Raw genomic sequence first — 25,812 nt, 5'->3', positions numbered from 1 at the left:
CATGGCAGATTATCAGGGTAAAAAAGTCGTCATTATTGGGCTGGGCATGACCGGCCTGTCATGCGTGGACTTTTTCATGGCGCGCGGCGTAACCCCGCGCGTGATGGACACCCGCGTCGCGCCTCCCGGGCTGGATAAATTGCCTGAATCGGTCGAATGCCATGTCGGCGGCCTCAATGATACCTGGCTGCTGGCGGCGGATCTGATTGTCGCCAGTCCCGGCATCGCGCTGGCTCATCCTTCGTTGAGCGCGGCGGCGGACGCTGGTGTAGAGATCGTTGGCGATATCGAACTGTTCTGCCGCGAAGCGCAGGCGCCGATCATCGCCATTACCGGCTCGAACGGCAAAAGCACCGTCACCACCCTGGTGGGCGAGATGGCGAAAGCGGCCGGGGTTAACGTCGGCGTGGGCGGCAATATCGGCCTGCCGGCGCTGATGCTGCTGGATACCGATCGTGAGCTGTATGTCCTGGAGCTCTCCAGCTTCCAGCTGGAAACCACCTCCAGCCTGCAGGCGGTGGCGGCAACCATCCTCAACGTGACTGAGGACCATATGGACCGCTACCCGCTGGGGCTGCAGCAGTATCGCGCGGCGAAGCTGCGGATTTACGAGAATGCAAAGACCTGCGTGGTCAACGCGGACGATGCGCTCACCATGCCGGTACGCGGCGCGGACGATCGCTGCATCAGCTTTGGCGTCGATGTCGGTGACTACCACCTTAACCGTCAGCAGGGCGAGACCTGGCTGCGCGTTAAAGGTGAGAAAGTCCTCAATGTAAAAGAGATGTCTATCACGGGTCAGCATAACTACAGCAACGCCCTGGCGGCGCTGGCGCTGGCCGATGCCGCGGGCCTGCCGCGTGCCAGCAGCCTGAAGGCGCTGACCACCTTTACCGGCCTGGCGCATCGCTTCCAGCTGGTGCTGGATCACAACGGCGTGCGCTGGATTAACGACTCGAAGGCAACCAACGTCGGCAGTACCGAGGCGGCGCTGAACGGCCTGCAGCTTGATGGCACGCTGTATCTGCTGCTGGGCGGCGACGGCAAGTCCGCTGATTTCACCCCGCTGAAGCGCTACCTTGGCGGCGATCGTATCCGCCTGTACTGCTTTGGTCGCGACGGCGCCGAGCTCGCCGAGCTGCGTCCTGAGGTGGCGGTACAAACTGAAACCATGGAACAGGCGATGCGTCAGATTGCGCCCCTGGTGAAAGCGGGCGACATGGTTCTCCTGTCGCCGGCCTGCGCCAGCCTGGATCAGTTTAAGAACTTTGAACAACGGGGCGAGATGTTTGCCCGCCTGGCGAAGGAGTTAGGTTGATGCGTTTCTCTCTCCCACGCCTGAGAATGCCGCAACTGAGCTTGCCTCGGTTGAGACTGCCGCGACTGCCGGGGATGTTTATCTTCGCCTGGCTGTTCGCCGCGCTGAAAGGCTGGGTGATGGGCTCGCGCCCAAAAGATAACGACAGTCTGGTGATGTATGACCGGATGCTGCTGTGGCTGACCTTCGGCCTGGCGGCGATCGGTTTTATTATGGTGACCTCGGCGTCAATGCCGGTGGGGCAGCGTCTGGCGAACGATCCTTTCCTCTTCGCCAAGCGTGACGGCCTGTACATTGTGCTGGCCTTTGTCCTCGCGCTGGTGACGCTGCGACTGCCGATGGATTTCTGGCAGCGCCACAGTACCGCAATGCTGATCGCCTCGATCGTTATGCTGCTGATCGTGCTGGTGGTGGGTAGCTCGGTAAACGGTGCATCGCGCTGGATCGCCCTCGGTCCGCTGCGCATTCAGCCGGCGGAGTTCACCAAGCTGTCGCTGTTCTGCTACATCGCCAACTATCTGGTGCGTAAAGCTGACGAAGTGCGCAACAACCTGCGCGGCTTCTTAAAACCGATGGGCGTGATTTTCGTGCTGGCGATCCTGCTGCTGGCGCAGCCTGACCTCGGTACGGTGGTGGTGCTGTTCGTCACCACGCTGGCGATGCTGTTCCTCGCCGGCGCCAAGCTGTGGCAGTTCATCGCCATTATCGGCATGGGCATCTCGGCGGTGGTCCTGTTGATCCTCGCCGAACCGTACCGTATTCGCCGCGTGACCTCCTTCTGGAACCCGTGGGAAGACCCGTTCGGCAGCGGCTACCAGCTGACCCAGTCGCTGATGGCCTTTGGCCGCGGCGAGATGTGGGGGCAGGGACTCGGAAACTCGGTGCAAAAACTGGAGTATTTGCCGGAAGCGCACACTGACTTTATCTTCGCCATCATCGGCGAAGAACTCGGTTATATCGGTGTGGTACTGGCGCTTTTAATGGTATTCTTCGTCGCTTTCCGCGCCATGTCGATTGGCCGAAAAGCGCTGGAGATCGATCATCGCTTCTCCGGCTTCCTCGCCTGTGCGATTGGTATCTGGTTTAGCTTCCAGGCGTTAGTTAACGTCGGGGCGGCGGCGGGGATGCTGCCGACGAAAGGTCTGACGCTGCCGCTGATCAGTTATGGTGGTTCCAGTCTGCTGATTATGTCGACGGCCATCATGTTGTTGTTGCGAATTGATTATGAAACGCGTCTGGAAAAAGCCCAGGCGTTTACACGGGGTGTTCGATGAGCGGTCAGGAAAAGCGGTTGATGGTGATGGCGGGCGGTACCGGCGGGCATGTGTTCCCGGGACTGGCGGTCGCGCACCATCTAATGGACCAGGGCTGGCAGGTTCGCTGGCTGGGTACCGCCGATCGTATGGAAGCGGATTTAGTGCCGAAAAACGGCATCGAGATTGATTTTATCCGTATCTCCGGCCTGCGTGGCAAAGGGATTAAAGCACAGCTGCTGGCGCCGGTGCGGATCTTCAACGCCTGGCGTCAGGCGCGGGCGATCATGAAGCGTTTCCAGCCGGACGTGGTGCTGGGCATGGGCGGCTATGTGTCCGGGCCTGGCGGTCTGGCGGCGTGGTCGCTGGGGATCCCGGTGGTCCTCCACGAGCAAAACGGCATTGCCGGCCTGACCAACAAGTGGCTGGCGAAGATTGCGAAGAAAGTGATGCAGGCGTTTCCCGGCGCCTTTCCGCATGCGGACGTGGTCGGGAATCCGGTGCGCACCGATGTGCTGGCGCTGCCGCTGCCGGGGCAGCGTCTGGTGGGCCGTCAGGGGCCGATTCGCGTACTGGTGGTCGGTGGCTCTCAGGGCGCGCGCGTCCTGAACCAGACCATGCCGCAGGTGGCGGCGAAGCTCGGCGATACGGTGACCATCTGGCATCAGAGCGGTAAAGGCGGCCAGCAAACCGTGCAGCAGGCCTATGCCGCCGCGGGGCAGCCGCAGCATAAAGTGACGGAATTTATTGATGATATGGCCGCGGCGTATGCCTGGGCAGATGTCGTGGTTTGCCGTTCCGGCGCGCTGACGGTCAGCGAAATCGCGGCCGCGGGCTTACCGGCGCTGTTTGTACCGTTCCAGCACAAAGATCGTCAGCAGTACTGGAATGCGCTGCCGCTGGAGAAAGCCGGCGCGGCGAAAATTCTCGAACAGCCGGCGTTCACGGTAGAGGCGGTAGCCTCTACTCTGGCGAGCTGGGATCGGGAAACCTTGCTGGATATGGCGGAACGAGCGCGTGGCGCTTCGATTCCGGACGCTACCGAGCGGGTAGCAGAAGAGGTCAGCGCCGTAGCTTTGGCGCGCTAATTGCGGTGATTTTCACCGCCCGAATACAGAAGTTGATGGCGTAAAGAATGAATACACAAGATTTGGCAAAACTGCGTTCCATAGTGCCCGAGATGCGTCGCGTCCGGCACATTCACTTTGTCGGCATCGGCGGTGCCGGTATGGGCGGTATTGCCGAAGTGTTGGCTAATGAAGGTTACCAGATCAGCGGCTCCGACCTGGCGCCGAATCCGGTGACCCAGCAGCTGTCGCAGCTTGGCGCCACCATTTATTTCAACCATCGCCCGGAAAACGTGCGCGATGCCAGCGTTGTGGTCGTTTCCAGCGCGATTTCTGCGGATAACCCGGAAATCGTCGCCGCGCACGAAGCGCGTATCCCGGTGATCCGTCGTGCGGAAATGCTGGCGGAGCTGATGCGCTTCCGTCACGGGATCGCGATTGCCGGAACTCACGGCAAAACCACTACCACCGCGATGGTGTCCAGTATTTACGCCGAAGCCGGGCTGGATCCGACCTTCGTCAACGGCGGGTTGGTGAAAGCGGCGGGCGTTCATGCGCGTCTCGGCCATAGCCGTTACCTGATTGCGGAAGCGGATGAGAGCGATGCGTCGTTCCTGCATCTGCAGCCGATGGTCGCGATTGTGACCAACATCGAAGCCGACCATATGGATACCTACCATGGCGACTTCGAAAATCTGAAGCAGACCTTTATTAATTTCCTGCACAACCTGCCGTTCTACGGACGCGCGGTAATGTGCGTGGACGATCCGGTTATTCGTGAACTGCTGCCGCGCGTCGGCCGGCAGATCACCACCTACGGTTTCAGCGACGACGCCGACGTTCGCGTAGAAGACTACCGTCAGGTTGGGGCGCAGGGGCATTTCCGCCTGGTGCGTCAGGATAAAGAACTGCTGCAGGTGACACTCAATGCCCCGGGACGCCATAACGCGCTGAACGCGGCGGCGGCTGTCGCCGTGGCGACGGAAGAGGGGATTGACGATCAGGCGATCCTGCGCGCGCTGGAAAGCTTCCAGGGTACCGGTCGTCGCTTCGACTTTCTTGGCGAATATCCGCTGACGGAAGTCAACGGCAAAGCGGGCAGTGCGATGCTGATCGATGACTACGGTCACCACCCGACGGAAGTCGACGCCACTATCAAAGCGGCGCGTGCCGGCTGGCCGGATAAAAATCTGGTGATGGTATTCCAGCCGCACCGTTATACCCGTACTCGCGATCTGTACGATGATTTCGCCAACGTGCTGACCCAGGTCGATGCGCTGCTGATGCTCGATGTCTACCCGGCAGGCGAAGCGCCGATCCCGGGCGCCGACAGCCGCTCGCTGTGCCGTACGATCCGTGGTCGCGGTAAAGTCGACCCGATTCTGGTATCCGACCCGGCGCAGGCCGCGGGGATGCTGGCGTCGGTGCTGACCGGCAACGATTTAGTGCTGGTGCAAGGTGCCGGAAACATTGGAAAAATCGCCCGTCACCTGGCTGAAATCAAACTGATCCCGCAAAAAACGGAGGAGGAGCGCCATGGCTGATAAAATCGCGGTGCTTTTCGGTGGAACCTCCGCTGAACGTGAAGTGTCGCTGAATTCAGGCGCCGCGGTGCTGGCCGGGCTGCGTGAAGCCGGGGTGGATGCCCATCCGGTTGACCCGCGCGATGTCGATATTACCCAGTTGAAAAAGCTGGGCTTTAAGAAAGCGTTTATTGCACTCCACGGCCGCGGCGGGGAAGATGGCACGCTGCAGGGGCTGTTGGATCTGATCCAGCTGCCTTATACCGGCAGCGGCGTGATGGCTTCGGCGATTTCAATGGATAAACTGCGCAGCAAATGGCTGTGGCAGGGGGCCGGATTACCGGTCGCGCCGTGGGTGGCGCTGACCCGCGCCCAGTTTAGCGCCGGATTATCTGCTGATGTCGAACAGCAGATTGCGGCGCTGGGTCTGCCGCTCATCATCAAGCCCAGCCGCGAAGGCTCCAGCGTTGGGATGTCGAAAGTCAGCGAAAGCTGTGATTTAGCGAGTGCACTCGCGCTGGCTTTTCAGCATGATGATGAAGTTTTGGTCGAAAAATGGCTCAGTGGGCCGGAATTTACCGTCGCCATCGTCGGTGAAGAAATTTTACCGTCAATACGTATCCAGGCGGCTGGAACCTTCTATGATTATGAGGCGAAGTATCTCTCTGATGAGACGCAATATTTCTGCCCAGGATTGGAAGATCCAGCGCGTGAGTCAGCCATTCAGAGCCTGGTGCTTAAAGCCTGGAATGTTCTGGGTTGCAAAGGCTGGGGCCGTATTGACGTGATGCTGGACAGCGATGGCCAGTTTTATCTGCTGGAAGCGAATACTTCCCCGGGCATGACCAGCCATAGCCTTGTACCGATGGCGGCGCGTCAGGCAGGAATGAGCTTCTCCCAGCTTGTTGTACGAATTCTGGACCTGGCGGGGTGATATGTCGCAGGCTGCGCTGAATACGCGGAACCATGAAGAGGACGTTTCTTCTTCGCGTCGGAGTAATGGAACGCGGCTGGCAGGGATCGTTTTCCTGCTGGCGGTGCTGTTTACCGTGCTGGTCAGCGGGTGGATGGTTCTTGGCTGGATGGAAGACGCGCAGCGTTTACCGCTGTCGAAGATGGTGGTGACCGGCGAGCGTCACTATACGCGCAATGATGACATCCGCCAGGCGATCCTGGCGCTGGGTTCGCCGGGCACCTTTATGACTCAGGATGTGAACATCATTCAGAGTCAGATTGAACGTCTGCCATGGATTAAGCAGGCGAGCGTCCGAAAGCAGTGGCCCGATGAATTGAAGATTCATCTGGTTGAATATGTGCCGATTGCACGCTGGAATGATCAACATATGGTGGATGCAGAAGGAAATGCCTTCAGCGTGCCGGCGGATCGCACCAGCAAACAGAATTTACCGATGTTATATGGCCCGGAAGGCAGCGAGAACGAAGTGCTGCAAGGGTACCGTGACATGGGGCAGGTGCTGGCAAAGGATAAATTCACGTTGAAAGTGGCGGCAATGACCGCCCGTCGTTCCTGGCAGTTGACGCTTAATAATGACATTAAGCTCAACCTTGGCCGTGGCGACACCATGAAACGGCTTCAGCGCTTTATGGAACTCTACCCGGTTCTTCAGCAGCAGGCGCAGACCGACGGCAAACGGATTAGCTACGTTGATTTGCGTTATGACTCGGGTGCGGCAGTGGGCTGGGTACCTGCTCCCGCAGAGGAAACTAATCAACAACAGAATCAGGCACAGGCAGAACAACAATGATCAAGGCGACGGACAGAAAACTGGTAGTTGGACTGGAGATTGGCACCGCCAAGGTGGCCGCTTTAGTAGGGGAAGTTCTGCCCGACGGCATGATTAATATCATCGGCGTGGGCAGTTGCCCATCGCGTGGTATGGATAAAGGCGGTGTGAACGACCTCGAGTCGGTGGTGAAATGCGTACAGCGCGCCATCGACCAGGCCGAACTGATGGCGGATTGCCAGATTTCATCAGTTTATTTGGCTCTTTCGGGTAAACATATAAGCTGTCAGAATGAAATCGGGATGGTACCGATTTCGGAAGAAGAAGTGACGCTGGATGACGTCGAGAACGTGGTCCATACCGCGAAGTCGGTTCGCGTACGCGATGAGCACCGCGTCCTGCACGTGATTCCGCAGGAATACGCCATTGACTACCAGGAAGGGATAAAAAACCCGGTAGGGCTGTCCGGCGTGCGTATGCAGGCGAAGGTACATCTGATTACCTGCCATAACGATATGGCGAAAAACATTGTTAAAGCGGTGGAACGTTGTGGTCTGAAAGTTGACCAACTTATTTTCGCCGGTTTAGCGGCCAGTTATTCCGTATTAACAGAAGACGAACGTGAGCTGGGCGTCTGCGTGGTGGATATTGGCGGAGGTACAATGGATATCGCCGTCTATACCGGCGGCGCGCTGCGTCACACCAAAGTGATCCCGTACGCGGGCAACGTGGTGACCAGCGATATCGCCTATGCCTTCGGTACGCCGCCGAGCGACGCCGAAGCCATTAAGGTTCGTCACGGTTGCGCGTTGGGTTCCATCGTCGGTAAAGACGAAAACGTCGAAGTACCGAGCGTAGGCGGACGGCCGCCGCGTAGCCTGCAGCGTCAGACGCTGGCTGAGGTGATTGAACCGCGCTATACCGAACTGCTTAATCTGGTCAATGAAGAGATCCTGCAGCTGCAGGAACAGCTCCGCCAGCAGGGGGTTAAACACCATCTGGCGGCGGGGATTGTGTTAACCGGCGGCGCGGCGCAAATTGAAGGTCTGGCGGCCTGTGCGCAGCGCGTGTTCCATACTCAGGTGCGCATTGGCGCGCCGCTGAACATCACCGGTTTAACGGACTATGCCCAGGAGCCGTATTATTCGACGGCGGTGGGGCTGCTGCACTACGGAAAAGAGTCACATCTGAGTGGTGAAGCGGAAGTCGAAAAACGCGTGACGGCGTCGGTGGGCTCGTGGATTAAGCGACTCAACAGCTGGCTGCGAAAAGAGTTTTAATTTTTTAAGAGAACGCAGACAATTAGCGTTCTCAGGCGACAGGCACAAAACGGAGAGAAACTATGTTTGAACCTATGGAACTGACCAACGACGCGGTGATTAAAGTCATCGGCGTCGGTGGCGGCGGCGGTAATGCCGTTGAACACATGGTGCGCGAGCGCATTGAGGGTGTTGAATTCTTCGCGGTGAACACCGATGCGCAGGCGCTGCGTAAAACGGCTGTTGGCCAGACTATCCAGATCGGTAGCGGTATTACTAAAGGTCTGGGCGCTGGCGCGAACCCGGAAGTCGGCCGTAATGCGGCGGACGAAGACCGTGAAGCGCTGCGCGCGGCCCTTGATGGCGCAGACATGGTGTTCATCGCGGCAGGCATGGGCGGCGGTACCGGTACCGGCGCGGCGCCTGTTGTTGCCGAAGTGGCTAAGGATCTGGGGATCCTCACCGTGGCGGTGGTCACTAAGCCGTTTAATTTTGAAGGCAAGAAGCGCATGGCGTTTGCTGAGCAGGGGATCACCGAGCTGTCCAAGCACGTTGACTCACTGATCACCATCCCGAACGACAAGCTGCTGAAAGTACTTGGCCGCGGCATTTCTCTGCTTGACGCGTTCGGCGCGGCAAACGACGTCCTCAAAGGCGCGGTGCAGGGTATCGCCGAACTGATCACCCGTCCGGGCCTGATGAACGTCGACTTCGCGGACGTCCGTACCGTGATGTCAGAAATGGGCTACGCGATGATGGGCTCCGGCGTGGCGAGCGGTGAAGACCGTGCGGAAGAAGCGGCTGAAATGGCTATCTCTTCTCCGCTGCTGGAAGATATCGACCTGTCCGGCGCGCGCGGCGTGCTGGTTAACATCACCGCGGGCTTCGACCTGCGTCTGGATGAGTTCGAAACCGTGGGTAACACCATCCGCGCATTTGCTTCGGATAACGCCACCGTGGTTATCGGTACCTCTCTGGACCCGGATATGAACGACGAACTGCGCGTCACCGTAGTGGCGACCGGTATCGGCATGGACAAGCGTCCGGAAATTACCCTGGTGACCAACAAACAGGTTCAGCAGCCGGTGATGGATCGCTACCAGCAGCACGGTATGTCCCCGCTGACGCAAGAGCAGAAGCCGGCGGCAAAAGTGGTGAACGACAATACGCCGCAAACCGCGAAAGAGCCGGATTATCTGGATATCCCAGCCTTCCTGCGTAAGCAAGCCGATTAAGAATCGACTGGAAGTTGGGCATCTGCGCTCTTTGTGCTAAACTGGCCTCCCGATAGTGGTGTACACTTCGGTTGGATAGGTAAATTGGCGAGATTATACGATGATCAAACAAAGGACTCTTAAACGTATCGTTCAGGCGACTGGTGTCGGTTTGCATACCGGCAAGAAAGTCACACTGACGTTACGCCCTGCGCCGGCAAATACCGGGGTCATCTATCGTCGCACCGACTTGAATCCACCGGTAGATTTTCCGGCTGATGCCAAATCTGTGCGTGATACCATGCTCTGTACTTGCCTGGTTAATGAGCATGACGTGCGGATTTCTACGGTTGAACACCTGAACGCCGCATTGGCTGGCCTGGGTATCGACAACATTATTGTTGAAGTCGATGCACCGGAAATCCCGATTATGGACGGCAGTGCGGCTCCGTTCGTTTATTTGTTGCTGGACGCCGGCATCGATGAACTGAACTGCGCCAAGAAATTTGTACGTATCAAAGAGACGGTTCGCGTCGAAGATGGCGACAAATGGGCTGAATTCAAACCGTACAATGGTTTTTCGCTGGACTTCACCATCGATTTTAACCATCCGGCGATTGATGCCAGCACCCAGCGCTATACGCTGAACTTCTCGGCCGATGCGTTCATGCGTCAGATTAGTCGTGCGCGTACCTTCGGTTTCATGCGCGATATCGAATATCTGCAGTCCCGCGGCCTGTGCCTGGGCGGCAGCTTCGATTGTGCCATCGTTGTTGACGATTATCGCGTACTGAACGAAGACGGTCTGCGCTTTGAAGACGAATTTGTTCGCCACAAAATGCTGGATGCGATCGGTGACCTGTTTATGTGTGGTCACAACATTATCGGCGCATTCACGGCGTACAAATCGGGTCACGCGTTGAATAACAAACTGCTGCAGGCTGTTCTGGCAAAACAGGAAGCCTGGGAGTATGTGACCTTCGAAGACGACGCAAAACTGCCAATGGCGTTCCGCGCACCGTCGATGGTTTTGGCGTAAGCCTGACCATTCAGTAAATTCGACTGGTAACCTGGTACTCTCTCCGACCAGGGAACCAGTCGTTTTTCTTTTATAGCCTCTTCCCGTTATTTTTCGCTGCGATTTCTGGGTAATAATTAGCGCGCGTTCGCTGCTTTATTAAGCGTTTTCCCCGGGCAACAGCCTTCATTCATGCTGCCTCAGCGCGCTATTAATGTTAGTATTTGAGCGCAAAATTATTTCTCCGGGTTGCTTTACCCCGTGGACATCATGCTGTCCTGCGAAAAACGTTAATAAAGAGACAGCCTGAACGACAACGGGTATACCAAAGAAAGGTAATGAACGTGAGTGGATTGCTGACGCGCTGGCGACAGTTTGGCAGACGGTATTTTTGGCCGCATCTCCTGTTGGGGATGGTCGCGGCCAGCCTCGGCCTGCCTGCGTTAAGCAACGGCCATGAGACCGCGACGCCAGCGAAGGCGACCGCCAGCAACCATAATCCGAGCAAAGTTAATTTCTCCCAGCTGGCGCTGCTGGAGACGAATCGCCGGCCAAACTTTACCGTCGACTACTGGCATCAGCACGCCATTCGCACCGTTATTCGTCATCTCTCTTTCGCCATGGCGCCGCAGGCCTTGCCGGTGGCGGAAGAAGCGTCCCCGCTGCAGGCGCAGCATCTGGCGCTGCTCGACACGCTCAGCGCGCTGCTGACGCAGGACAGCACGCCGCCGGTGGTGTTCCGCCAGGCGGCGTATATCCCTTCCTCATATTCTGCCTTCCGCGTCAGCGCCTGGATAAGCCAGGTGGCGGGGATCCGCGCAGGGCCTCAACGTCTCAGCTGAAAATAACCACGGACTATCCTATTTTTTGTGACTCCGCACCGCGGGGCGTTTGAGATTTTATTATGCTTATTAAAATGTTAACCAAGGTTTTCGGCAGCCGTAACGACCGTACGCTGCGTCGTATGCGCAAAGTCGTCAATATCATCAACGGTATGGAACCGGCGATGGAAAAACTCTCTGATGACGAGCTGAAAGCGAAAACCGCTGAATTCCGCGCGCGCCTGGAAAAAGGCGAAGTGCTGGAAAACCTGATCCCTGAAGCTTTCGCCGTCGTTCGCGAAGCCAGTAAGCGCGTGTTCGGCATGCGCCACTTCGACGTCCAGCTGCTGGGCGGTATGGTGCTTAACGATCGCTGCATCGCCGAGATGCGTACCGGTGAAGGTAAAACCCTGACCGCGACCCTGCCGGCCTACCTCAACGCGCTGACCGGCAAAGGCGTTCACGTGGTGACCGTCAACGACTATCTGGCCCAGCGTGACGCCGAAAATAACCGCCCGCTGTTCGAATTCCTCGGCATGACCGTTGGCATCAACATGTCCGGCCTGCCGGCGCCGGCGAAGCGTGAAGCCTACGCTGCCGATATCACCTATGGCACCAACAACGAATACGGCTTCGATTACCTCCGCGACAACATGGCCTTCAGCCCGGAAGAGCGCGTTCAGCGTAAACTGCACTATGCGCTGGTGGATGAGGTGGACTCCATCCTGATCGATGAGGCGCGTACCCCGCTGATCATTTCCGGCCCGGCGGAAGACAGCTCTGAAATGTACCGCAAGGTCAACAAGATCATTCCACACCTGATCCGTCAGGAAAAAGAGGATTCGGACACCTTCACCGGCGAAGGCCACTTCTCGGTGGATGAAAAAGCGCGTCAGGTTAACCTGACCGAACGCGGTCTGGTGCTGATTGAAGAGCTGCTGGTACAGGAAGGCATTATGGATGAAGGTGAGTCCCTGTACTCCCCGACCAACATTATGCTGATGCACCACGTCACCGCCGCGCTGCGCGCCCATGCGCTGTTCACCCGCGACGTTGACTACATCGTTAAAGATGGCGAAGTTATCATCGTTGATGAGCACACTGGCCGTACGATGCAGGGCCGCCGCTGGTCCGATGGCCTGCACCAGGCCGTTGAGGCCAAAGAGGGCGTGGAGATCCAGAACGAGAACCAGACCCTGGCCTCTATCACCTTCCAGAACTATTTCCGTCTGTATGAGAAACTGGCGGGGATGACCGGTACCGCCGATACTGAAGCCTTTGAATTCAGCTCCATCTACAAGCTGGATACCGTGGTCGTCCCGACCAACCGTCCGATGATCCGTAAAGACATGGCGGATCTGGTCTATATGACCGAAGCGGAAAAAATTCAGGCGATTATCGAAGATATTAAAACCCGTACCGCAGCCGGTCAGCCGGTGTTGGTGGGGACAATCTCGATCGAGAAATCGGAAGTGGTTTCCCGTGAGCTGACCAAAGCTGGCATTAAGCACAACGTTCTGAACGCCAAGTTCCACGCCAGCGAAGCGGACATCGTCGCCCAGGCAGGCTATCCTTCCGCGGTGACCATCGCTACCAACATGGCGGGCCGTGGTACCGATATTATGCTCGGCGGTAGCTGGCAGGCGGAAGTCGCGGCGCTGGAAAACCCAACGCCTGAGCAGATTGAACAAATCAAAGCCGACTGGCAGGTGCGCCACGATGCGGTACTGGCCGCAGGCGGCCTGCACATCATCGGTACCGAGCGTCATGAATCACGCCGTATCGATAACCAGCTGCGCGGCCGTGCCGGTCGTCAGGGGGATGCCGGTTCTTCCCGCTTCTACCTGTCGATGGAAGATGCCCTGATGCGTATCTTCGCCTCCGATCGCGTATCCGGCATGATGCGTAAACTGGGGATGAAACCCGGCGAAGCCATTGAGCACCCGTGGGTCACCAAGGCTATCGCTAACGCACAGCGTAAAGTCGAGAGCCGTAACTTCGATATTCGTAAGCAGCTGCTGGAATATGATGATGTGGCCAACGACCAGCGCCGGGCAATTTACACCCAGCGTAACGAACTGCTGGACGTGTCTGACGTCAGCGAAACCATCAACAGCATTCGCGAAGACGTGTTTAAGGCGACTATCGATGCCCATATTCCGCCGCAGTCGCTGGAGGAAATGTGGGATATCGAAGGCCTGCAGGAGCGTCTGAAAAACGACTTCGACCTCGACCTGCCAATCAAAGAGTGGCTGGATAAAGAGCCGGAGCTGCATGAAGAGACCCTGCGCGAACGTATTCTGCAGAGCGCGGTAGAAACCTACCAGCGTAAAGAAGAAGTGGTTGGCGCCGAAATGATGCGCCACTTCGAGAAAGGCGTGATGCTGCAGACCCTGGATTCGCTGTGGAAAGAACACCTGGCGGCGATGGACTACCTGCGCCAGGGTATCCACCTGCGCGGCTATGCGCAGAAAGATCCGAAGCAGGAGTACAAGCGCGAATCGTTCTCTATGTTTGCCGCGATGCTGGAGTCACTGAAGTATGAAGTGATCAGCACCCTGAGCAAAGTGCAGGTGCGGATGCCGGAAGAAGTCGAGGCGATGGAGCAGCAGCGTCGTGAAGAGGCCGAGCGCCTGGCGCAGATGCAGCAGCTCAGCCATCAGAGCGATGATGAAGCCGCTGCACAGGATCTGGCGGCGCAAACCGGCGAACGTAAAGTGGGGCGTAACGATCCCTGCCCGTGCGGCTCCGGTAAAAAATACAAACAGTGCCATGGCCGTCTGAGCTAAGGGCTGATAAAAAAACAAAGGCGCAGAGTTCTGCGCCTTTTTTATGGAGCTGCTTCAATGAAAAAACTGCAAATCGCCGTAGGGATAATTCGCAATCCAGAAGGCGACATCTTTATTACCCAGCGCGCCGCCGATGCCCATATGGCGAATAAACTGGAGTTCCCGGGCGGGAAGATTGAATCTGCTGAAACGCCAGAGCAGGCGTTGATCCGCGAGCTACAGGAAGAGGTGGGGATTACGGTCACCACGTTTTCACTATTTGATAAGCTGGAGTATCAGTTCCCCGATCGCCACATTACGCTGTGGTTTTTCCTCGTGGAAAGCTGGGAAGGCGAGCCCTGGGGCAAAGAGGGGCAGCCGGGACAGTGGATGGCGCGGCAGGCGCTGGATCCGGCGGCGTTTCCCCCGGCGAATGAACCGGTTATCCGCAAACTTATCGCCCAGGGCTGAGCCCCGGGTCGGGAGACTAACCCAACAGGCGTTGGGTTAGCGTGCCGTCAAATCAGGGCTGCTGCTCGCTCCAGTCATCGCTATCGGAGAGATCGCCCGCGCTGGGGATGCGCTTCTCCTCTGCTGCCCATTCTCCCAAATCGATCAGCTGGCAGCGCTTGCTGCAGAACGGACGATAGGGGCTTTGTTCGCCCCATACCACATTTTTGCCGCAGGTCGGACAATTGACGATAGTCTCTTCTGACATGTTATCTCCTTAACAGCAGGCCAGTTCAAAATCAAAGCGCTCCGGCACGATCCCATACTCACTGTCCAGCGGCAGGAAGCGGATGGCGAAACGGCTCTTATGGCCGGAGATCTGCGGATAAAGCTGGTGGGACAGATCGAGACGCAGGCGCAGCAGATCGGCATCTTCGCCATTATCCTGATAAAAGCCATTGAGGCTGGTCTGTTTGCGAAACTGCCCGGAGTTACGGATCAGATCGAGGATCAGGCTCAGGGACTGGACCAAAGGATCGAGGCTGGCAAGCCAGCTGGCCACCTGCTCGTCACGATGCGCCTGCGGCATATGGAGCCAGATATGCAGGGTCGGTAAATCGAAGCTGCAGCAGCCTCCAGGGATACTCAGACGCTGGCGCACTAGCGCAATCAGGCGATCTTCACGCAGAAACTGACCAATGCGCGGCGCGGCCATCAGGGTGCTGGAAGACTGCTTGAGCTGCTGGCGCAGCGCGTTAATACGCTCCTGATCGACTCCCGGCACTTCTGCCCAGGACTGGAGCTTACGCTGCTGGCGCTCCAGCTCTTTGACCAGATCGGTACGCACCTCGCCGCGCTCCAGGACATCCAGCAGATCGCCGGCGTTACGGAAAAAATGGAGCGCATCGGCATGGCTGGCAATCATCGGATGGAAAGCCATCTGCTGGATCAGAAATTCGATGCGCAGCCAGGTGCGCATTTTCTCATTAAGAGGATGTTCAAACAGAACGGGGGTATGCATTACGAGTTTTCCTGTGAGGCGGCCTGCGATGCCAGCGTTAAGTACTTTTCGTGCAGGCGGGCAACATCCGATGCCACTGCATCCGGCGTGCCAGTGTTTTCAATAACATCGTCCGCGACGGCCAGGCGCTGCTCGCGCGTGGCCTGGGCGGCAAGAATATGTTCAGCATGTTCGCGGCTGACCTTATCGCGCAGCATGGTGCGTTCGATTTGCGTCTCTTTTGGCACATCGACGACCAGGACGCGATCGGCCTGGCTGGACAGGCGGTTTTCGACCAGCAAAGGTACGACCCAGAGGAGATAAGGGGAGGTGGCGGCCTGCATCTGGCGGCGCGTTTCCTGCTGAATTAGCGGATGCAATAGCGCGTTGAGCCAGGCTTTTTCCTCCACCTGAGCAAAAATTTTTTCCCGCAGCAGACGGCGGTTTAGCGTGCCGTCGGGCGCGATCATCTGTGGCCCGAAGTGGCCGGCAATGGCCTGGAGCGCCGGGGTGCCGGGTTCGACTACCTGGCGGGCGATAACATCGGCATCGATAACGTTAATCCCGAGCTGCGCGAAGGCGTCGGCAACCGTACTTTTACCGCTGCCAATCCCGCCTGTTAACGCGACTGTGTACCCCATATCTTCTGACCCTGAAACGGATTGCTCGTATTTTTTGGTATTCAGACAGCGAGGACGGGCAGTATGCCGGAGAGGCGACAGCGATCTTGTCGTGATGGCCCCGTGCCAACCGGGAGCGCCGTCCGCTATTCTGTTTATTTTAATCAAGCAAATCAAATGGTTAAAAATAATGCACTGGCGGGTGGAGACATAAGCGTTTTTTTCTCCATTCACCAGGTAAATTTATACGATTGTAGCGTAAAAAAAGTGAAAATCGCAGTCTTGCGCGGGCCTGATTCGTGCGTATGATAACGTCACTGGAGTTGTGCTCTTACATTAATGCCATTAACCCCAGGAATTCGCACATGCGTATTGAAGAAGATCTGAAGCTTGGTTTCAAAGACGTTCTTATCCGCCCGAAACGCTCTACCCTCAAAAGCCGTTCTGATGTTGAGCTGGAACGTGAATTCACCTTTAAACATTCAGGCCTGACCTGGTCCGGCGTGCCGATTATTGCGGCAAACATGGATACCGTCGGCACCTTCAGCATGGCGAAAGCGCTGGCCACTTTTGGCATTCTTACCGCAGTACACAAGCACTACACCGCAGAAGAATGGCAGGCGTTTGTCCAGAGCGTATCCGCAGACGTTCTCAAGCATGTGATGGTTTCCACCGGTACTTCCGACGCGGATTTCGATAAAACGCAACAGATCCTCTCTGAGAACCCACAGTTGAATTTTGTGTGCATTGACGTCGCCAATGGCTACTCTGAACACTTCGTTCAGTTTGTGGCGAAGGCGCGCGAAGCCTGGCCGCAAAAAACCATTATCGCCGGGAACGTGGTCACCGGTGAAATGTGCGAAGAGCTGATCCTTTCCGGCGCCGATATCGTCAAAGTTGGCATTGGCCCGGGGTCCGTTTGCACCACCCGTGTCAAAACCGGGGTCGGCTACCCGCAGCTCTCCGCCGTGATCGAGTGTGCTGATGCCGCACACGGCCTTGGCGGCCAGATCATCAGCGATGGCGGTTGCACCATGCCGGGCGATGTGGCGAAAGCCTTCGGCGGCGGCGCTGATTTCGTGATGCTCGGCGGTATGCTGGCGGGCCACGAAGAGAGCGGCGGTACTGTGGTTGAAGAGAACGGTGAAAAATTCATGCTGTTTTACGGTATGAGCTCCGAGTCGGCGATGACCCGCCATGTGGGCGGTGTCGCGAAATACCGCGCGGCGGAAGGGAAAACCGTGAAGCTGCCGCTGCGTGGCCCGGTGGACAATACCGCGCGCGACATTCTCGGCGGCCTGCGTTCAGCCTGCACCTACGTTGGCGCCTCGCGACTGAAAGAGCTGACCAAACGCACCACCTTTATCCGCGTTCAGGAACAAGAGAACCGGGTATTCAACAGCCTGTAACCGGCTGCGCTGGCGCCTGCGCGGTGCCAGCGTTTCTCATCCTCCCGCCCCGCCAATGGCATCGCCCAGGTGAAAAACGGGCAAATACATCGCCACCACCAGGATCCCAACCAGCGAGCCGGTTATTACCAGCATCAGGGGTTCCAGATGCGCAGCCAGACTGTCGGCTCGCTGATGGGTCTGCTCACGATGATGATGCGCCAGGTTTTCCAGCATCTGATCCAGCGCCCCCGCGCTTTCCCCCGTACGGATGAGCTGCAGACACAGCGGTGTAAAACCGCCGCAGCGGCTTAACGCCTGCCAGATCGGATCCCCCTGAACGATCAGCGCGCGGGCCTGCGCCAGGCGCTGGCGCCACAGCGGGCACGACAGGGTCTCTTCAACGCTTTGCAGCCCGTGCAGAAAGCTGATACCGGCGCTTTGGGTTAACGCCAGAACGGTGAATATCAGGCTCAGCTGTTGGCCGCCGATCAGGGGGCCGACGAGAGGGAGCGCGTTAAGCAGCTGCTGGCGACGCAGCAGCCAGTCGGCGCGCTGCCGGACCAGCTGGTTGAGCAGCAGCGGGCTCAGCAGAAAGGCCAACAGCAACGGCCAGCCGCGGCTCAGCATGTCGCCTGCCGCAATAACCATTCGCGTCAACAACGGCAGCGGCGTATTGAACGTCTGGTAGATGGCGGTGAATTCGGGAAGGACAAAATAGAGCATTCCAAGCACCACCAGCAGCGCCAGAGTGAGCACGATTAGCGGGTAGCGCAGCGCCTTTTTGACCTTGCCGGCAAGCCGCTGCTGCTCCTGCTGCTGGTTGGCCAGCTGCTGGCAGCAAATATCGAGCTTGCCCGTCAGTTCGCCGGTGCTAATCATCGCCAGATACAGTGGCGGAAAAGCCTGCGGCCACTGCGCCAGTGCGGCAGAGAAGGCTACGCCCTGGGCCAGTTCGCGGCCCAGCGCCTCAAGCAGCGCCTGCCACTGCGCATGCGGTTGCTGCTGCGCCAACAGCGATAACCCTTCCGCCAGCGGTAGCCCGGCCTGCAGCAGGGTTGCCAACTGGCGGATGGTTTCGCTGCTGTAGCGCGGGCGCCACAGGCTTTGCTTCACCGAACAGCGGCGTATAGCCAGCGGCATGATGCGCTGCTGCTGGAGGTGATGCAGCACCTCCGGACGACTGGCTTGCCATAGCATCCCCTGACAAGGAGCGCCTTGTGCATCGACGCCTCGCCAGCGCCAGAGACGCTTAGTCGCCATGGGGGATCCCCAGCACCCGCACCACCTCTTCGAGGCTCGTCAACCCCTGTTCGATAGCCTGACATCCGCTTTCAAAAAGCGTCATCATGCCCGCGGCTCGCGCCAGAGATTCGATCTCAAGGGCGTTAAGTCCCTGGACTATCCCCTGACGTAGCCCCGGGGTGACAGGCAAGACCTCAAACAGCGCCAGACGGCCATGATACCCGTGATAACAGTTTTCGCAGCCTGCTGCCTGCCAGCGCGGCAGCGGGCGGGGCCACAGACTGTGCGGCAGGTCTGCGGCGCTGCCGGCATTGCGCCGGCAGTGGGGGCACAGCTTGCGGACCAGACGCTGGGCGATAACCAGCGAGAGCGCAGAAGAGATCATCCAGCGGGCGATGCCCATTTGCTGCAGGCGAGTGAGGGTTTCGCTGGTGGAATTGGTGTGCAGGGTAGAGAGCACCAGATGGCCCGTTTGAGCGGCTTTCAGCGCGATTTCAGCGGTTTCGGCATCGCGGATTTCACCCACCATCACAATATCCGGGTCCTGGCGTAACAGGGCGCGCAGCACGCTGTGAAAGGTCAGCCCGGCGCGCGGATTGATTTGCGTCTGGTTCATCCCGGCGATAGGGATCTCCAGAGGATCCTCGACGCTACAGATGTTCACTTGCTCCCGGTTTCGAGCCTGCAGGGCGCTGTAGAGGGTCACCGTTTTCCCGCTTCCGGTTGGGCCAGTGACCAGCAGCAGCCCCTGCGGCTGATTCAGGGCCTGGCGAAAGGCCGCCAGCTGAGAGGATGAGAGGCCGAGAGCCTCCAGATCCAGCGCCTGGTCAACCTGATGCAGAAGGCGCAGGACAATTTTCTCGCCATAGCGGCAGGGCAGGGTGGCGATGCGAAAGGAGAGCGGCCGTCCGGCGAGGTTCAGCGCGAACTGGCCATCCTGCGGCAAACGATGCTCGGCGATATCGAGATTGGCCATCACCTTGAGACGTGCGATAACCGGCGCGGCCAGCTCGGGCGCCAGCAGCGGCAGAGCGTGTAGCACGCCATCGACACGCAGGCGGATCCTTAAGTGCGCTTCCGTGGGCTCGATATGAATATCGGACGCCCGCTGACGCAGGGCCTGCTCGAGGATCTGGTTGACCCGCTCGGCGATGTTTTCCGGCCCTGCATTTTGCGCCAGCAGCGCCTGCTTTTCCTGGACTTGCAGGCGCTTATCCATCTGCTCCTGGCTCCAGCATTCAATATCGATCCGTTTTTGCGTCGCGAAACGCAGCGCCTCCATTAGCTCTGTCGGTGGGGTATCGACCACCGCAATGGATATCGTCTGCTCATCGCTGTGCAGCAGCAGGGCGTGATGGCGACGACAGAGAGGGATCAGCTGTTCTGTTTTCATATTGTCGCCCTCACTTCACCCGGAAGACGTCTTCGCAGGCCTGCTGAAGTGCGCTGTTGTCGGTGATAGTGCAGACCCGCTGCCAACCGGTGACGCCTTCGGCGTTATCCCAGGTCGGGGTCAGGGTGACGCCCAGTCCGTTGAGACTTTCCTGGCCGGTGAGGGTAACGACGCCTTTGGCCACGCTCATGGCGGAGAGGTAGCGGGTGGTTGTTGGCGAGGGGATGCCATTGCTGCCGCCGTCGCATGTCGTCAGGCCGCCATGATCGAGCGCGCAAAGTTCGATTGCCGTCCGGTAGGGGACAAAGGTCTGCAGCAGGTCGGTGAGGGCGGCTTTACGCAGGTAGTTCTGGTAGGCCGGGATACCGATGGCGCTGAGAATGGCGATGATGCCGATGACCACCATCAGTTCAATCAGGGTAAAACCTCGTTGTTTATCCATAAGTCGCTCCTTGTTGTGACAGGAGCACTGTGACGGGATTCTGGGGGGCAGGCGAGGAGACGAAAACGATCCGGGAAACCGGGTTCCAGGGTTTTTACCGGTATTGCATGGCGAGCAAGAGCGACTGCGAGTCGGGTCGCAAATTCAGGCCTTCACGCCCGGAAGCGTGAAGGCCAAATCCTCAGCGGAAACGCATCGACAGGTCGAGCGCCTGCACATGTTTGGTCAGGGCCCCGACGGAAATATAGTCGACCCCGGTCTCGGCAAATTCGCGGATGGTGTCAAAGGTGACGTTGCCGGAGACCTCCAGCGCCGCCTGGCCAGCGGTGATTTTCACCGCCTCGCGCATCAGGTCGGTGGTGAAGTTATCGAGCATAATGATATCGGCCCCGGCTTTTAACGCCTGCTCCAGCTCATCCAGCGTTTCCACTTCCACTTCCACCGGCACATCAGGATGCAGCCAGAAAGCCTTCTCCACCGCCTGACGGATCGAGCCGGAGGCGATGATGTGGTTTTCTTTAATCAGGAAAGCGTCGAACAGCCCCAGACGGTGGTTGGCGCCGCCTCCGCAGAGAACCGCGTATTTCAGCGCGGTACGCAGCCCTGGCAGCGTTTTACGCGTATCCAGAAGTTGGGTTTTGGTGCCGGCCAGCAGGTCGACATAGCGGCGGACGACGCTGGCGATGCCGGAGAGGGTTTGCACAAAGTTCAGCGCCGTACGTTCGCCAGTGAGCAGAATGCGCGATGGGCCTTCCAGCTCGAACAGGGGTTGATCGGCTTTGACCGCGTCGCCATCGGCGACGTGCCAGGTGATAGTCACGTCGTCACCGGCGAGCTGAATGAAGACTTCTTCCACCCAGCGTTTACCACAGAAGACGCCATCTTCGCGGGTAATGACCACCGCATGGGAGCGTGCATCCTGCGGCAATAATTGTGCGCTAATATCGTTGCTGGCGTCGACTTCGCCGCCCAAATCTTCCCGCAGGGAGTGTGCGACAGCATCGGTAATATCGAGATTAATTCGTTCCAGCAGCACGTCACGGCGGCGGTCGGGGTTGTAACGACGAGGCGACATGATAAAGCTCCAGATAGATAAGATTCAGAAGTGGGAAACATGCTAACCTGAACGACGTTTCAGTACCATACACACTTCATCCTTTGGGCCGGCGTGTGGCCCGGAAGCATGAGTTCGCGAAAGGAGATCCCGCATGCAGTTGAACGAGGGATGGCTGGTCGGCGCGCGTCGGGTTCCCTCGCCGCACCATGACTGCCGTCCGGATGAAGAAGCCCCTTCCTTACTGGTGGTGCATAACATTAGCCTGCCACCAGGTGAATTTGGTGGTCCATGGATTGACGCGCTGTTCACCGGCACCCTGGATCCGCACGCGCATCCTTTCTTTGCCGAGATCGCTCATCTGCGCGTTTCGGCGCATTGTCTGATTCGGCGTGATGGTGAAATCGTGCAGTATGTGCCTTTCGATAAGCGTGCGTGGCATGCGGGGGTCTCCTGCTATCAGGGGCGCGAACGCTGCAATGACTTTTCCATCGGCATAGAGCTGGAAGGCACGGATACCCTGGCGTATACCGATGCGCAGTACCAGCAGCTGGCGGCGGTGACGGATCTGCTTATCACTATTTATCCTGCCATCGCCACAAACATCACGGGACATAGCGATATCGCGCCCGTGCGCAAGACAGACCCGGGACCGGCCTTTGACTGGAAAAAATTTCGTGCGCTGCTCAGCGCGCCGTCAGAAAAGGAGACCTCATGACGCTGTTTACTACGCTGCTGGTGCTTATCGCTGAACGCCTGTTTAAACTGGGCGAACACTGGCAGCTTGATCATCGGCTGGAGGTGGTGTTCCGCCGGATAAAACATTTCTCGTTGCCGGGAACGCTGCTGATGACCCTGGTCGCCGTCGCGGTGGTCTACCTCGTTCAGCGCTTGCTGCAGGGGCAGCTGTTCAACGTACCGCTGCTGGTGTTCTGGATCTTGCTGGGTCTGCTGTGCATCGGCGCCGGCAAGGTTCGGCTGCACTATCATGCCTATCTGAAAGCGGCGTCGCGCAATGACAGCCGCGCCTGCGATGCGATGGCCAGCGAGCTGACGTTGATCCATGGCGTCCCGCCGGGCTGTGATGAGCGCGAGTACCTTAGCGAACTGCAAAATGCGCTGTTATGGATTAACTATCGTTACTACCTGGCGCCACTCTTTTGGTTTGTGGTGGGTGGGGCGTGGGGGCCGCTGACGCTTATCGCTTATTGCGTTCTGCGTGCCTGGCAGACATGGCTGGCGCGCTACCAGACGCCGCATCATCGTTTGCAGTCTGGAATCGATGGTATCCTGCATATTGTCGACTGGCTGCCGGTGCGTCTGGTGGGGGTTGTCTATGCCCTGGTGGGGCATGGAGAGAAAGCGCTTCCGGCGTGGTTTGCATCGTTAGGCGACCGCCATTCGTCGCAGTATCAGGTATTGACCCGCCTGGCGCAGTATTCCCTGGCCCGTGAACCGCACGTGGATAAAGTGGCGACCCCAAAGGCCGCGGTGTCGATGGCCAAGAAAACCTCGCTGGTGGTGGTGGTGATCATGGCGCTGCTGACGATTTACGGCACCCTGGTGTAACGGCCTGCGCCCGTACTTTATCTGTCAGGATACCCCACCTGCGGGGCTTTGATTGCCGGATGGCGCTGCGCTTATCCAGCCTGGGGCTCACACCACGCAGGCCGGCAAGCAACAGCGCCGCCGGGCGCTATATCTGACGCCGCGCTTGTCATGTTGCCGGGGGGCGGCTTCGCCTGACCCGGCCTGGAGAACCCGCACCTGCGGGCAGCATACCGAACCGCTACAGCGTATCCGCCGGCGGGATGCCGAAGTCGGGCATGCCGTCCTCTCTCCAGGCGACGAGTTTTAGCCGCGTATGACGATTGGGATCATACAGCGGGTCGCCTTCAATCTCGGTGTAATTCCGCGCGTGATATACCAGCACATCTTCTCCCGCCGGCGTTTGGGTAAAACTGTTATGGCCCGGGCCATACTGGCGGTTTTCATAGCTGGTCCGGAACACTGGCTGCGAGGCTTTATGCCAGTTTTCCGGCTGCAGCGGATCGGCCTCCCGGTCGATCCAGAGCAATCCCATGCAGTAGTTTTCATCGGTGGCGCTGGCGGAATAGCTGATGAAAAGCTTATCGCCATGCACCAGCACCGCGGGTCCTTCATTGACCTTAAATCCCCGGCACTCCCAGTCGAACTCCGGCTTGCTTAGCATGACCGGCTCGCCTTTTAGCGTCCACGGGTTGGCCATTTCAGCGAGATACAGGTTTGAGTTGCCCTCGATATGCGGAGATTTTTGCGCCCACAGATACCAGCGTTTGCCCTGATGGATAAAGGTGGTGGCATCGAGGGCGAAGGTATCGAAAGGCGTCACCACCTGGCCTTTTTCCTGCCAGCGGCCGGTCAGCGGATCGCTGTCGGCGCACTCGATAACGAACATGCGATGCTGGAACATGCCCAGCGCATCCAGATCGTGGGTATGGGTGGCGGCAAAATAGATATACCACTTACCGTCTATCTCATGTAGCTCCGGCGCCCAAATCAGCTGGCTCATCGGCCCGCTTTGCGGTGCGCGCCACACCACCACTGGCTCAGCATCGCGTAACCCCTCAAGGGTTGCCGCGCGCCGGATCTCCAGCCGGTCGTATTCCGGCACTGAGGCAATAAAGTAGTAATGATTCAGGTGGCGCAGAATAAAGGGATCTGCGCGCTGCTCAATAAAGGGGTTTGGCCAGTTGTTCATCAGGCTTTCCTTACGTGTTCACTGGTTTTCAGTTCCTGGTATTCATTCAGCTCGCTGTAGTTGCTGCGGCGCTTCTCTAAATCGCTCTGAATCTGGCGCATCAGGGTGCGGTCAACTTTAAGCAGGCGCACCACGCCGGCGGTGATCAGGTAGCCGACGCCGGGGATGACCGAGAACAGCAGCACGATGCCGTTGAGGGCCGAGGCGCTCTGCGCTTTGGCGCCGGCGTCGTAGCCGTACCATGACAGCAGGAATCCGACCATCGCCCCGGCGACCGCCAGGCCGACTTTAAGGAAAAACAGATTGCCGGAGAAGCTAATACCGGTGATGCGCTTGCCGGTTTTCCACTCGCCGTAGTCGTCAACATCGGACATCAGCGACCAGTGCAGCGGGGAGGGGATCTGATGCAGGATATTGAGCAGGAAGTAGAGCACCATAATCAGCGTGGTGGCGTGCGGATTAAAGAAATAGAAGGCGCAGGAGAAGATCGCCAGCACGATGTTGGTCCAGAAGAAGACCTGCAGTTTGCACCAGCGGTCGGTGAGGACTTTTGCCAGCATGCTGCCAATCATCATCCCGACCACGCCGAGGCTGATAAACAGCGTGGCAAAATGGGTGCTTTGCCCCATCACCCAGGTAACGTAGTACATGGTGGCGGCCATGCGGATAAAGCCCGGACAGACGTTGCATAGCGTGAGCAGCAGGATGCGTACCCACTGGTCATTTTTCCACACGTCTTTGAGATCTTTTTTCAGTTCATCATTGGTCTGCACTGCCGGGTGGATGCGTTCGCGCACGGTGGCGAAGCAGAACAGGAACATACACATGCCGATAAAGGCCAGCACGGTCATTGCCATCTGATAGCCTTTCGCTTTATCGGCGCCGCCGAACCAGTCGGCCATGGGCAACAGCGTCAATGACAGCAGCAGCGTGGCGATACCCACCATCACGAAACGATAGGACTGGCAGGCAACACGTTCTTTCGGGTCGGCGGTCATCACCGTTCCCAGCGAGCAGTAGGGTATATTAATCGCGGTATAGGTAATCGACAGCAGAAAGTAGGTGACAAACGCATAGATGACTTTGCTGTTATAGGTCCACTCAGGAGTGGTGAACATCAGCACGCTGAACAGGGCGTAGGGGAAGGCAATCCACAGCAGCCATGGACGAAAGCGGCCATATTTACTGCGGGTGCGGTCGGCGAGGGCGCCCATGATCGGGTCGGTCACCGCATCGATGACGCGCACCGACAGCAGCAGTACGCCCACCAGCGCCGGCGCCAGGCCGAAGATATCGGTATAAAAATAGTTAACAAACAGCATGATGGCGCCAAAGATGATATTGCATCCGGCATCCCCCATCCCATAACCAATCTTTTCTTTTATTGAAAGTCTATTGTCTGCCATGTGCGGTCTCTCCGTTGCAGTATGGAGAGAATTATTGGCTGCTATCGAGAGAATTACGTTGCAGGAACGCGTTGACGATATGGATAAA

Annotated in this window: 24 protein-coding genes; 15 read left to right on the top strand and 9 right to left on the bottom strand. The window is 58.1% G+C overall.

Features of this window, described 5'->3' with window-relative positions; translation table 11 throughout:
* Window position 1: 1 nt before the first annotated feature.
* The 12 genes from murD (at window position 2) to mutT (ending at window position 14,457) form a co-directional block, all read left to right on the top strand.
* Complete coding sequence (murD, locus tag L2I46_RS15300; protein WP_023291980.1) at window positions 2–1,318, top strand: UDP-N-acetylmuramoyl-L-alanine--D-glutamate ligase; 1,317 nt, start codon at window positions 2–4, stop codon at window positions 1,316–1,318.
* The gene (gene ftsW, locus L2I46_RS15295; protein WP_004204337.1) at window positions 1,318–2,592 is read left to right on the top strand and encodes a cell division protein FtsW; all 1,275 of its coding nucleotides are present in this window, start codon (window positions 1,318–1,320) and stop codon (window positions 2,590–2,592) included. Before murD ends, ftsW begins: the two co-directional genes overlap by 1 nt.
* Entirely contained in the window at window positions 2,589–3,659 is a 1,071-nt protein-coding gene (murG, locus tag L2I46_RS15290) for an undecaprenyldiphospho-muramoylpentapeptide beta-N-acetylglucosaminyltransferase (RefSeq protein ID WP_032429099.1), read from the top strand. Before ftsW ends, murG begins: the two co-directional genes overlap by 4 nt.
* A gap of 47 nt (window positions 3,660–3,706) precedes the next feature.
* On the top strand, window positions 3,707–5,182 hold the full coding sequence (gene murC / locus L2I46_RS15285; RefSeq protein WP_236947997.1) for a UDP-N-acetylmuramate--L-alanine ligase: 1,476 nt from the start codon (window positions 3,707–3,709) through the stop codon (window positions 5,180–5,182).
* The gene (locus tag L2I46_RS15280; RefSeq protein WP_085551405.1) at window positions 5,175–6,095 is read left to right on the top strand and encodes a D-alanine--D-alanine ligase; all 921 of its coding nucleotides are present in this window, start codon (window positions 5,175–5,177) and stop codon (window positions 6,093–6,095) included. Before murC ends, L2I46_RS15280 begins: the two co-directional genes overlap by 8 nt.
* A 1-nt stretch (window position 6,096) precedes the next feature.
* Complete coding sequence (ftsQ, locus tag L2I46_RS15275; protein ID WP_004204342.1) at window positions 6,097–6,927, top strand: cell division protein FtsQ; 831 nt, start codon at window positions 6,097–6,099, stop codon at window positions 6,925–6,927.
* Window positions 6,924–8,186, top strand: coding sequence for a cell division protein FtsA (gene ftsA / locus L2I46_RS15270; protein ID WP_004204343.1), 1,263 nt, complete (start codon window positions 6,924–6,926; stop codon window positions 8,184–8,186). The genes ftsQ and ftsA overlap by 4 nt, the downstream gene beginning before the upstream one ends.
* A 62-nt stretch (window positions 8,187–8,248) precedes the next feature.
* Entirely contained in the window at window positions 8,249–9,400 is a 1,152-nt protein-coding gene (ftsZ, locus tag L2I46_RS15265; protein WP_002888628.1) for a cell division protein FtsZ, read from the top strand.
* 100 nt (window positions 9,401–9,500) lie between these two features.
* Entirely contained in the window at window positions 9,501–10,418 is a 918-nt protein-coding gene (gene lpxC / locus L2I46_RS15260; protein WP_002888632.1) for a UDP-3-O-acyl-N-acetylglucosamine deacetylase, read from the top strand.
* A 323-nt stretch (window positions 10,419–10,741) separates the two neighbouring features.
* Window positions 10,742–11,239: a secA translation cis-regulator SecM gene (gene secM / locus L2I46_RS15255; protein ID WP_196531386.1), complete on the top strand. Its 498-nt coding sequence runs from the start codon at window positions 10,742–10,744 to the stop codon at window positions 11,237–11,239.
* A gap of 62 nt (window positions 11,240–11,301) precedes the next feature.
* Window positions 11,302–14,007, top strand: a complete 2,706-nt coding sequence (gene secA, locus L2I46_RS15250) for a preprotein translocase subunit SecA (RefSeq protein WP_023291985.1) — start codon at window positions 11,302–11,304, stop codon at window positions 14,005–14,007.
* A 57-nt stretch (window positions 14,008–14,064) separates the two neighbouring features.
* Window positions 14,065–14,457 carry an 8-oxo-dGTP diphosphatase MutT gene (mutT, locus tag L2I46_RS15245; protein ID WP_004204347.1) on the top strand — a complete coding sequence of 131 codons (393 nt, stop codon included), beginning with the start codon at window positions 14,065–14,067 and terminating at the stop codon, window positions 14,455–14,457.
* A gap of 52 nt (window positions 14,458–14,509) precedes the next feature.
* Here the strand turns inward: mutT and yacG are convergent, their stop codons facing one another.
* The 3 genes from yacG to coaE are packed head-to-tail and all read right to left on the bottom strand — an operon-like array spanning window position 14,510 to window position 16,077.
* Window positions 14,510–14,704, bottom strand: a complete 195-nt coding sequence (yacG, locus tag L2I46_RS15240) for a DNA gyrase inhibitor YacG (RefSeq protein WP_004204348.1) — start codon at window positions 14,702–14,704, stop codon at window positions 14,510–14,512.
* 9 nt (window positions 14,705–14,713) lie between these two features.
* A complete protein-coding gene (zapD, locus tag L2I46_RS15235; protein WP_236947996.1) occupies window positions 14,714–15,457 on the bottom strand; it encodes a cell division protein ZapD in 744 nt (247 codons plus the stop codon).
* Window positions 15,457–16,077 carry a dephospho-CoA kinase gene (gene coaE / locus L2I46_RS15230; protein WP_032453842.1) on the bottom strand — a complete coding sequence of 207 codons (621 nt, stop codon included), beginning with the start codon at window positions 16,075–16,077 and terminating at the stop codon, window positions 15,457–15,459. The genes zapD and coaE overlap by 1 nt, the downstream gene beginning before the upstream one ends.
* Before the next feature lie 344 nt (window positions 16,078–16,421).
* Between coaE and L2I46_RS15225 the strand changes: the two genes are divergently transcribed.
* Window positions 16,422–17,465: a GMP reductase gene (locus L2I46_RS15225; RefSeq protein WP_023291988.1), complete on the top strand. Its 1,044-nt coding sequence runs from the start codon at window positions 16,422–16,424 to the stop codon at window positions 17,463–17,465.
* Between the two features lie 36 nt (window positions 17,466–17,501).
* On the opposite strand, the gene hofC is transcribed toward L2I46_RS15225, so the two are convergent.
* The 4 genes from hofC to nadC all read right to left on the bottom strand — a co-directional run bounded on the left by hofC (window position 17,502) and on the right by nadC (window position 21,599).
* Window positions 17,502–18,707, bottom strand: a complete 1,206-nt coding sequence (gene hofC / locus L2I46_RS15220) for a protein transport protein HofC (RefSeq protein WP_065804815.1) — start codon at window positions 18,705–18,707, stop codon at window positions 17,502–17,504.
* The gene (gspE, locus tag L2I46_RS15215; RefSeq protein ID WP_023291990.1) at window positions 18,697–20,082 is read right to left on the bottom strand and encodes a type II secretion system protein GspE; all 1,386 of its coding nucleotides are present in this window, start codon (window positions 20,080–20,082) and stop codon (window positions 18,697–18,699) included. Before gspE ends, hofC begins: the two co-directional genes overlap by 11 nt.
* A 10-nt stretch (window positions 20,083–20,092) precedes the next feature.
* The gene (gene ppdD / locus L2I46_RS15210; RefSeq protein WP_004204358.1) at window positions 20,093–20,524 is read right to left on the bottom strand and encodes a prepilin peptidase-dependent pilin; all 432 of its coding nucleotides are present in this window, start codon (window positions 20,522–20,524) and stop codon (window positions 20,093–20,095) included.
* A 181-nt stretch (window positions 20,525–20,705) separates the two neighbouring features.
* A complete protein-coding gene (gene nadC, locus L2I46_RS15205; protein WP_236947995.1) occupies window positions 20,706–21,599 on the bottom strand; it encodes a carboxylating nicotinate-nucleotide diphosphorylase in 894 nt (297 codons plus the stop codon).
* A 133-nt stretch (window positions 21,600–21,732) separates the two neighbouring features.
* On the opposite strand from nadC, the gene ampD reads away from it, so the two are divergent.
* On the top strand, window positions 21,733–22,296 hold the full coding sequence (ampD, locus tag L2I46_RS15200; protein ID WP_023291992.1) for a 1,6-anhydro-N-acetylmuramyl-L-alanine amidase AmpD: 564 nt from the start codon (window positions 21,733–21,735) through the stop codon (window positions 22,294–22,296).
* Window positions 22,293–23,147 (top strand): beta-lactamase regulator AmpE, encoded by an 855-nt coding sequence (gene ampE, locus L2I46_RS15195; protein WP_023291993.1) that lies wholly within the window; start codon window positions 22,293–22,295, stop codon window positions 23,145–23,147. Before ampD ends, ampE begins: the two co-directional genes overlap by 4 nt.
* A gap of 220 nt (window positions 23,148–23,367) precedes the next feature.
* Here ampE and L2I46_RS15190 read toward each other — a convergent pair whose 3' ends face one another.
* Together L2I46_RS15190 and L2I46_RS15185 are read right to left on the bottom strand one after the other, a co-directional pair.
* Window positions 23,368–24,318: a glycoside hydrolase family 43 protein gene (locus L2I46_RS15190; RefSeq protein WP_102002086.1), complete on the bottom strand. Its 951-nt coding sequence runs from the start codon at window positions 24,316–24,318 to the stop codon at window positions 23,368–23,370.
* Window positions 24,318–25,724 carry a glycoside-pentoside-hexuronide (GPH):cation symporter gene (locus L2I46_RS15185; protein ID WP_017901173.1) on the bottom strand — a complete coding sequence of 469 codons (1,407 nt, stop codon included), beginning with the start codon at window positions 25,722–25,724 and terminating at the stop codon, window positions 24,318–24,320. Before L2I46_RS15185 ends, L2I46_RS15190 begins: the two co-directional genes overlap by 1 nt.
* Window positions 25,725–25,812: the final 88 nt, after the last annotated feature.

This window comes from Klebsiella sp. 2019SCSN059 (genome assembly GCF_021739525.1).
GTDB lineage: Bacteria > Pseudomonadota > Gammaproteobacteria > Enterobacterales > Enterobacteriaceae > Klebsiella > Klebsiella quasipneumoniae.
Note: the sequence above shows the minus strand (reverse complement) of the source record. Positions and strands in the feature narration are given on the sequence as shown.

Bases quoted from the DNA above. Each gene is read 5' to 3' on its own strand.
- murD (WP_023291980.1), top strand. From the start codon at position 2: ATGGCAGATTATCAGGGTAAAAAAGTCGTCATTATTGGGCTGGGCATG.
- ftsW (WP_004204337.1), top strand. From the start codon at position 1,318: ATGCGTTTCTCTCTCCCACGCCTGAGAATGCCGCAACTGAGCTTGCCT.
- murG (WP_032429099.1), top strand. From the start codon at position 2,589: ATGAGCGGTCAGGAAAAGCGGTTGATGGTGATGGCGGGCGGTACCGGC.
- murC (WP_236947997.1), top strand. From the start codon at position 3,707: ATGAATACACAAGATTTGGCAAAACTGCGTTCCATAGTGCCCGAGATG.
- L2I46_RS15280 (WP_085551405.1), top strand. From the start codon at position 5,175: ATGGCTGATAAAATCGCGGTGCTTTTCGGTGGAACCTCCGCTGAACGT.
- ftsQ (WP_004204342.1), top strand. From the start codon at position 6,097: ATGTCGCAGGCTGCGCTGAATACGCGGAACCATGAAGAGGACGTTTCT.
- ftsA (WP_004204343.1), top strand. From the start codon at position 6,924: ATGATCAAGGCGACGGACAGAAAACTGGTAGTTGGACTGGAGATTGGC.
- ftsZ (WP_002888628.1), top strand. From the start codon at position 8,249: ATGTTTGAACCTATGGAACTGACCAACGACGCGGTGATTAAAGTCATC.
- lpxC (WP_002888632.1), top strand. From the start codon at position 9,501: ATGATCAAACAAAGGACTCTTAAACGTATCGTTCAGGCGACTGGTGTC.
- secA (WP_023291985.1), top strand. From the start codon at position 11,302: ATGCTTATTAAAATGTTAACCAAGGTTTTCGGCAGCCGTAACGACCGT.
- mutT (WP_004204347.1), top strand. From the start codon at position 14,065: ATGAAAAAACTGCAAATCGCCGTAGGGATAATTCGCAATCCAGAAGGC.
- yacG (WP_004204348.1), bottom strand. From the start codon at position 14,704: ATGTCAGAAGAGACTATCGTCAATTGTCCGACCTGCGGCAAAAATGTG.
- zapD (WP_236947996.1), bottom strand. From the start codon at position 15,457: ATGCATACCCCCGTTCTGTTTGAACATCCTCTTAATGAGAAAATGCGC.
- coaE (WP_032453842.1), bottom strand. From the start codon at position 16,077: ATGGGGTACACAGTCGCGTTAACAGGCGGGATTGGCAGCGGTAAAAGT.
- L2I46_RS15225 (WP_023291988.1), top strand. From the start codon at position 16,422: ATGCGTATTGAAGAAGATCTGAAGCTTGGTTTCAAAGACGTTCTTATC.
- hofC (WP_065804815.1), bottom strand. From the start codon at position 18,707: ATGGCGACTAAGCGTCTCTGGCGCTGGCGAGGCGTCGATGCACAAGGC.
- gspE (WP_023291990.1), bottom strand. From the start codon at position 20,082: ATGAAAACAGAACAGCTGATCCCTCTCTGTCGTCGCCATCACGCCCTG.
- ppdD (WP_004204358.1), bottom strand. From the start codon at position 20,524: ATGGATAAACAACGAGGTTTTACCCTGATTGAACTGATGGTGGTCATC.
- nadC (WP_236947995.1), bottom strand. From the start codon at position 21,599: ATGTCGCCTCGTCGTTACAACCCCGACCGCCGCCGTGACGTGCTGCTG.
- ampD (WP_023291992.1), top strand. From the start codon at position 21,733: ATGCAGTTGAACGAGGGATGGCTGGTCGGCGCGCGTCGGGTTCCCTCG.
- ampE (WP_023291993.1), top strand. From the start codon at position 22,293: ATGACGCTGTTTACTACGCTGCTGGTGCTTATCGCTGAACGCCTGTTT.
- L2I46_RS15190 (WP_102002086.1), bottom strand. From the start codon at position 24,318: ATGAACAACTGGCCAAACCCCTTTATTGAGCAGCGCGCAGATCCCTTT.
- L2I46_RS15185 (WP_017901173.1), bottom strand. From the start codon at position 25,724: ATGGCAGACAATAGACTTTCAATAAAAGAAAAGATTGGTTATGGGATG.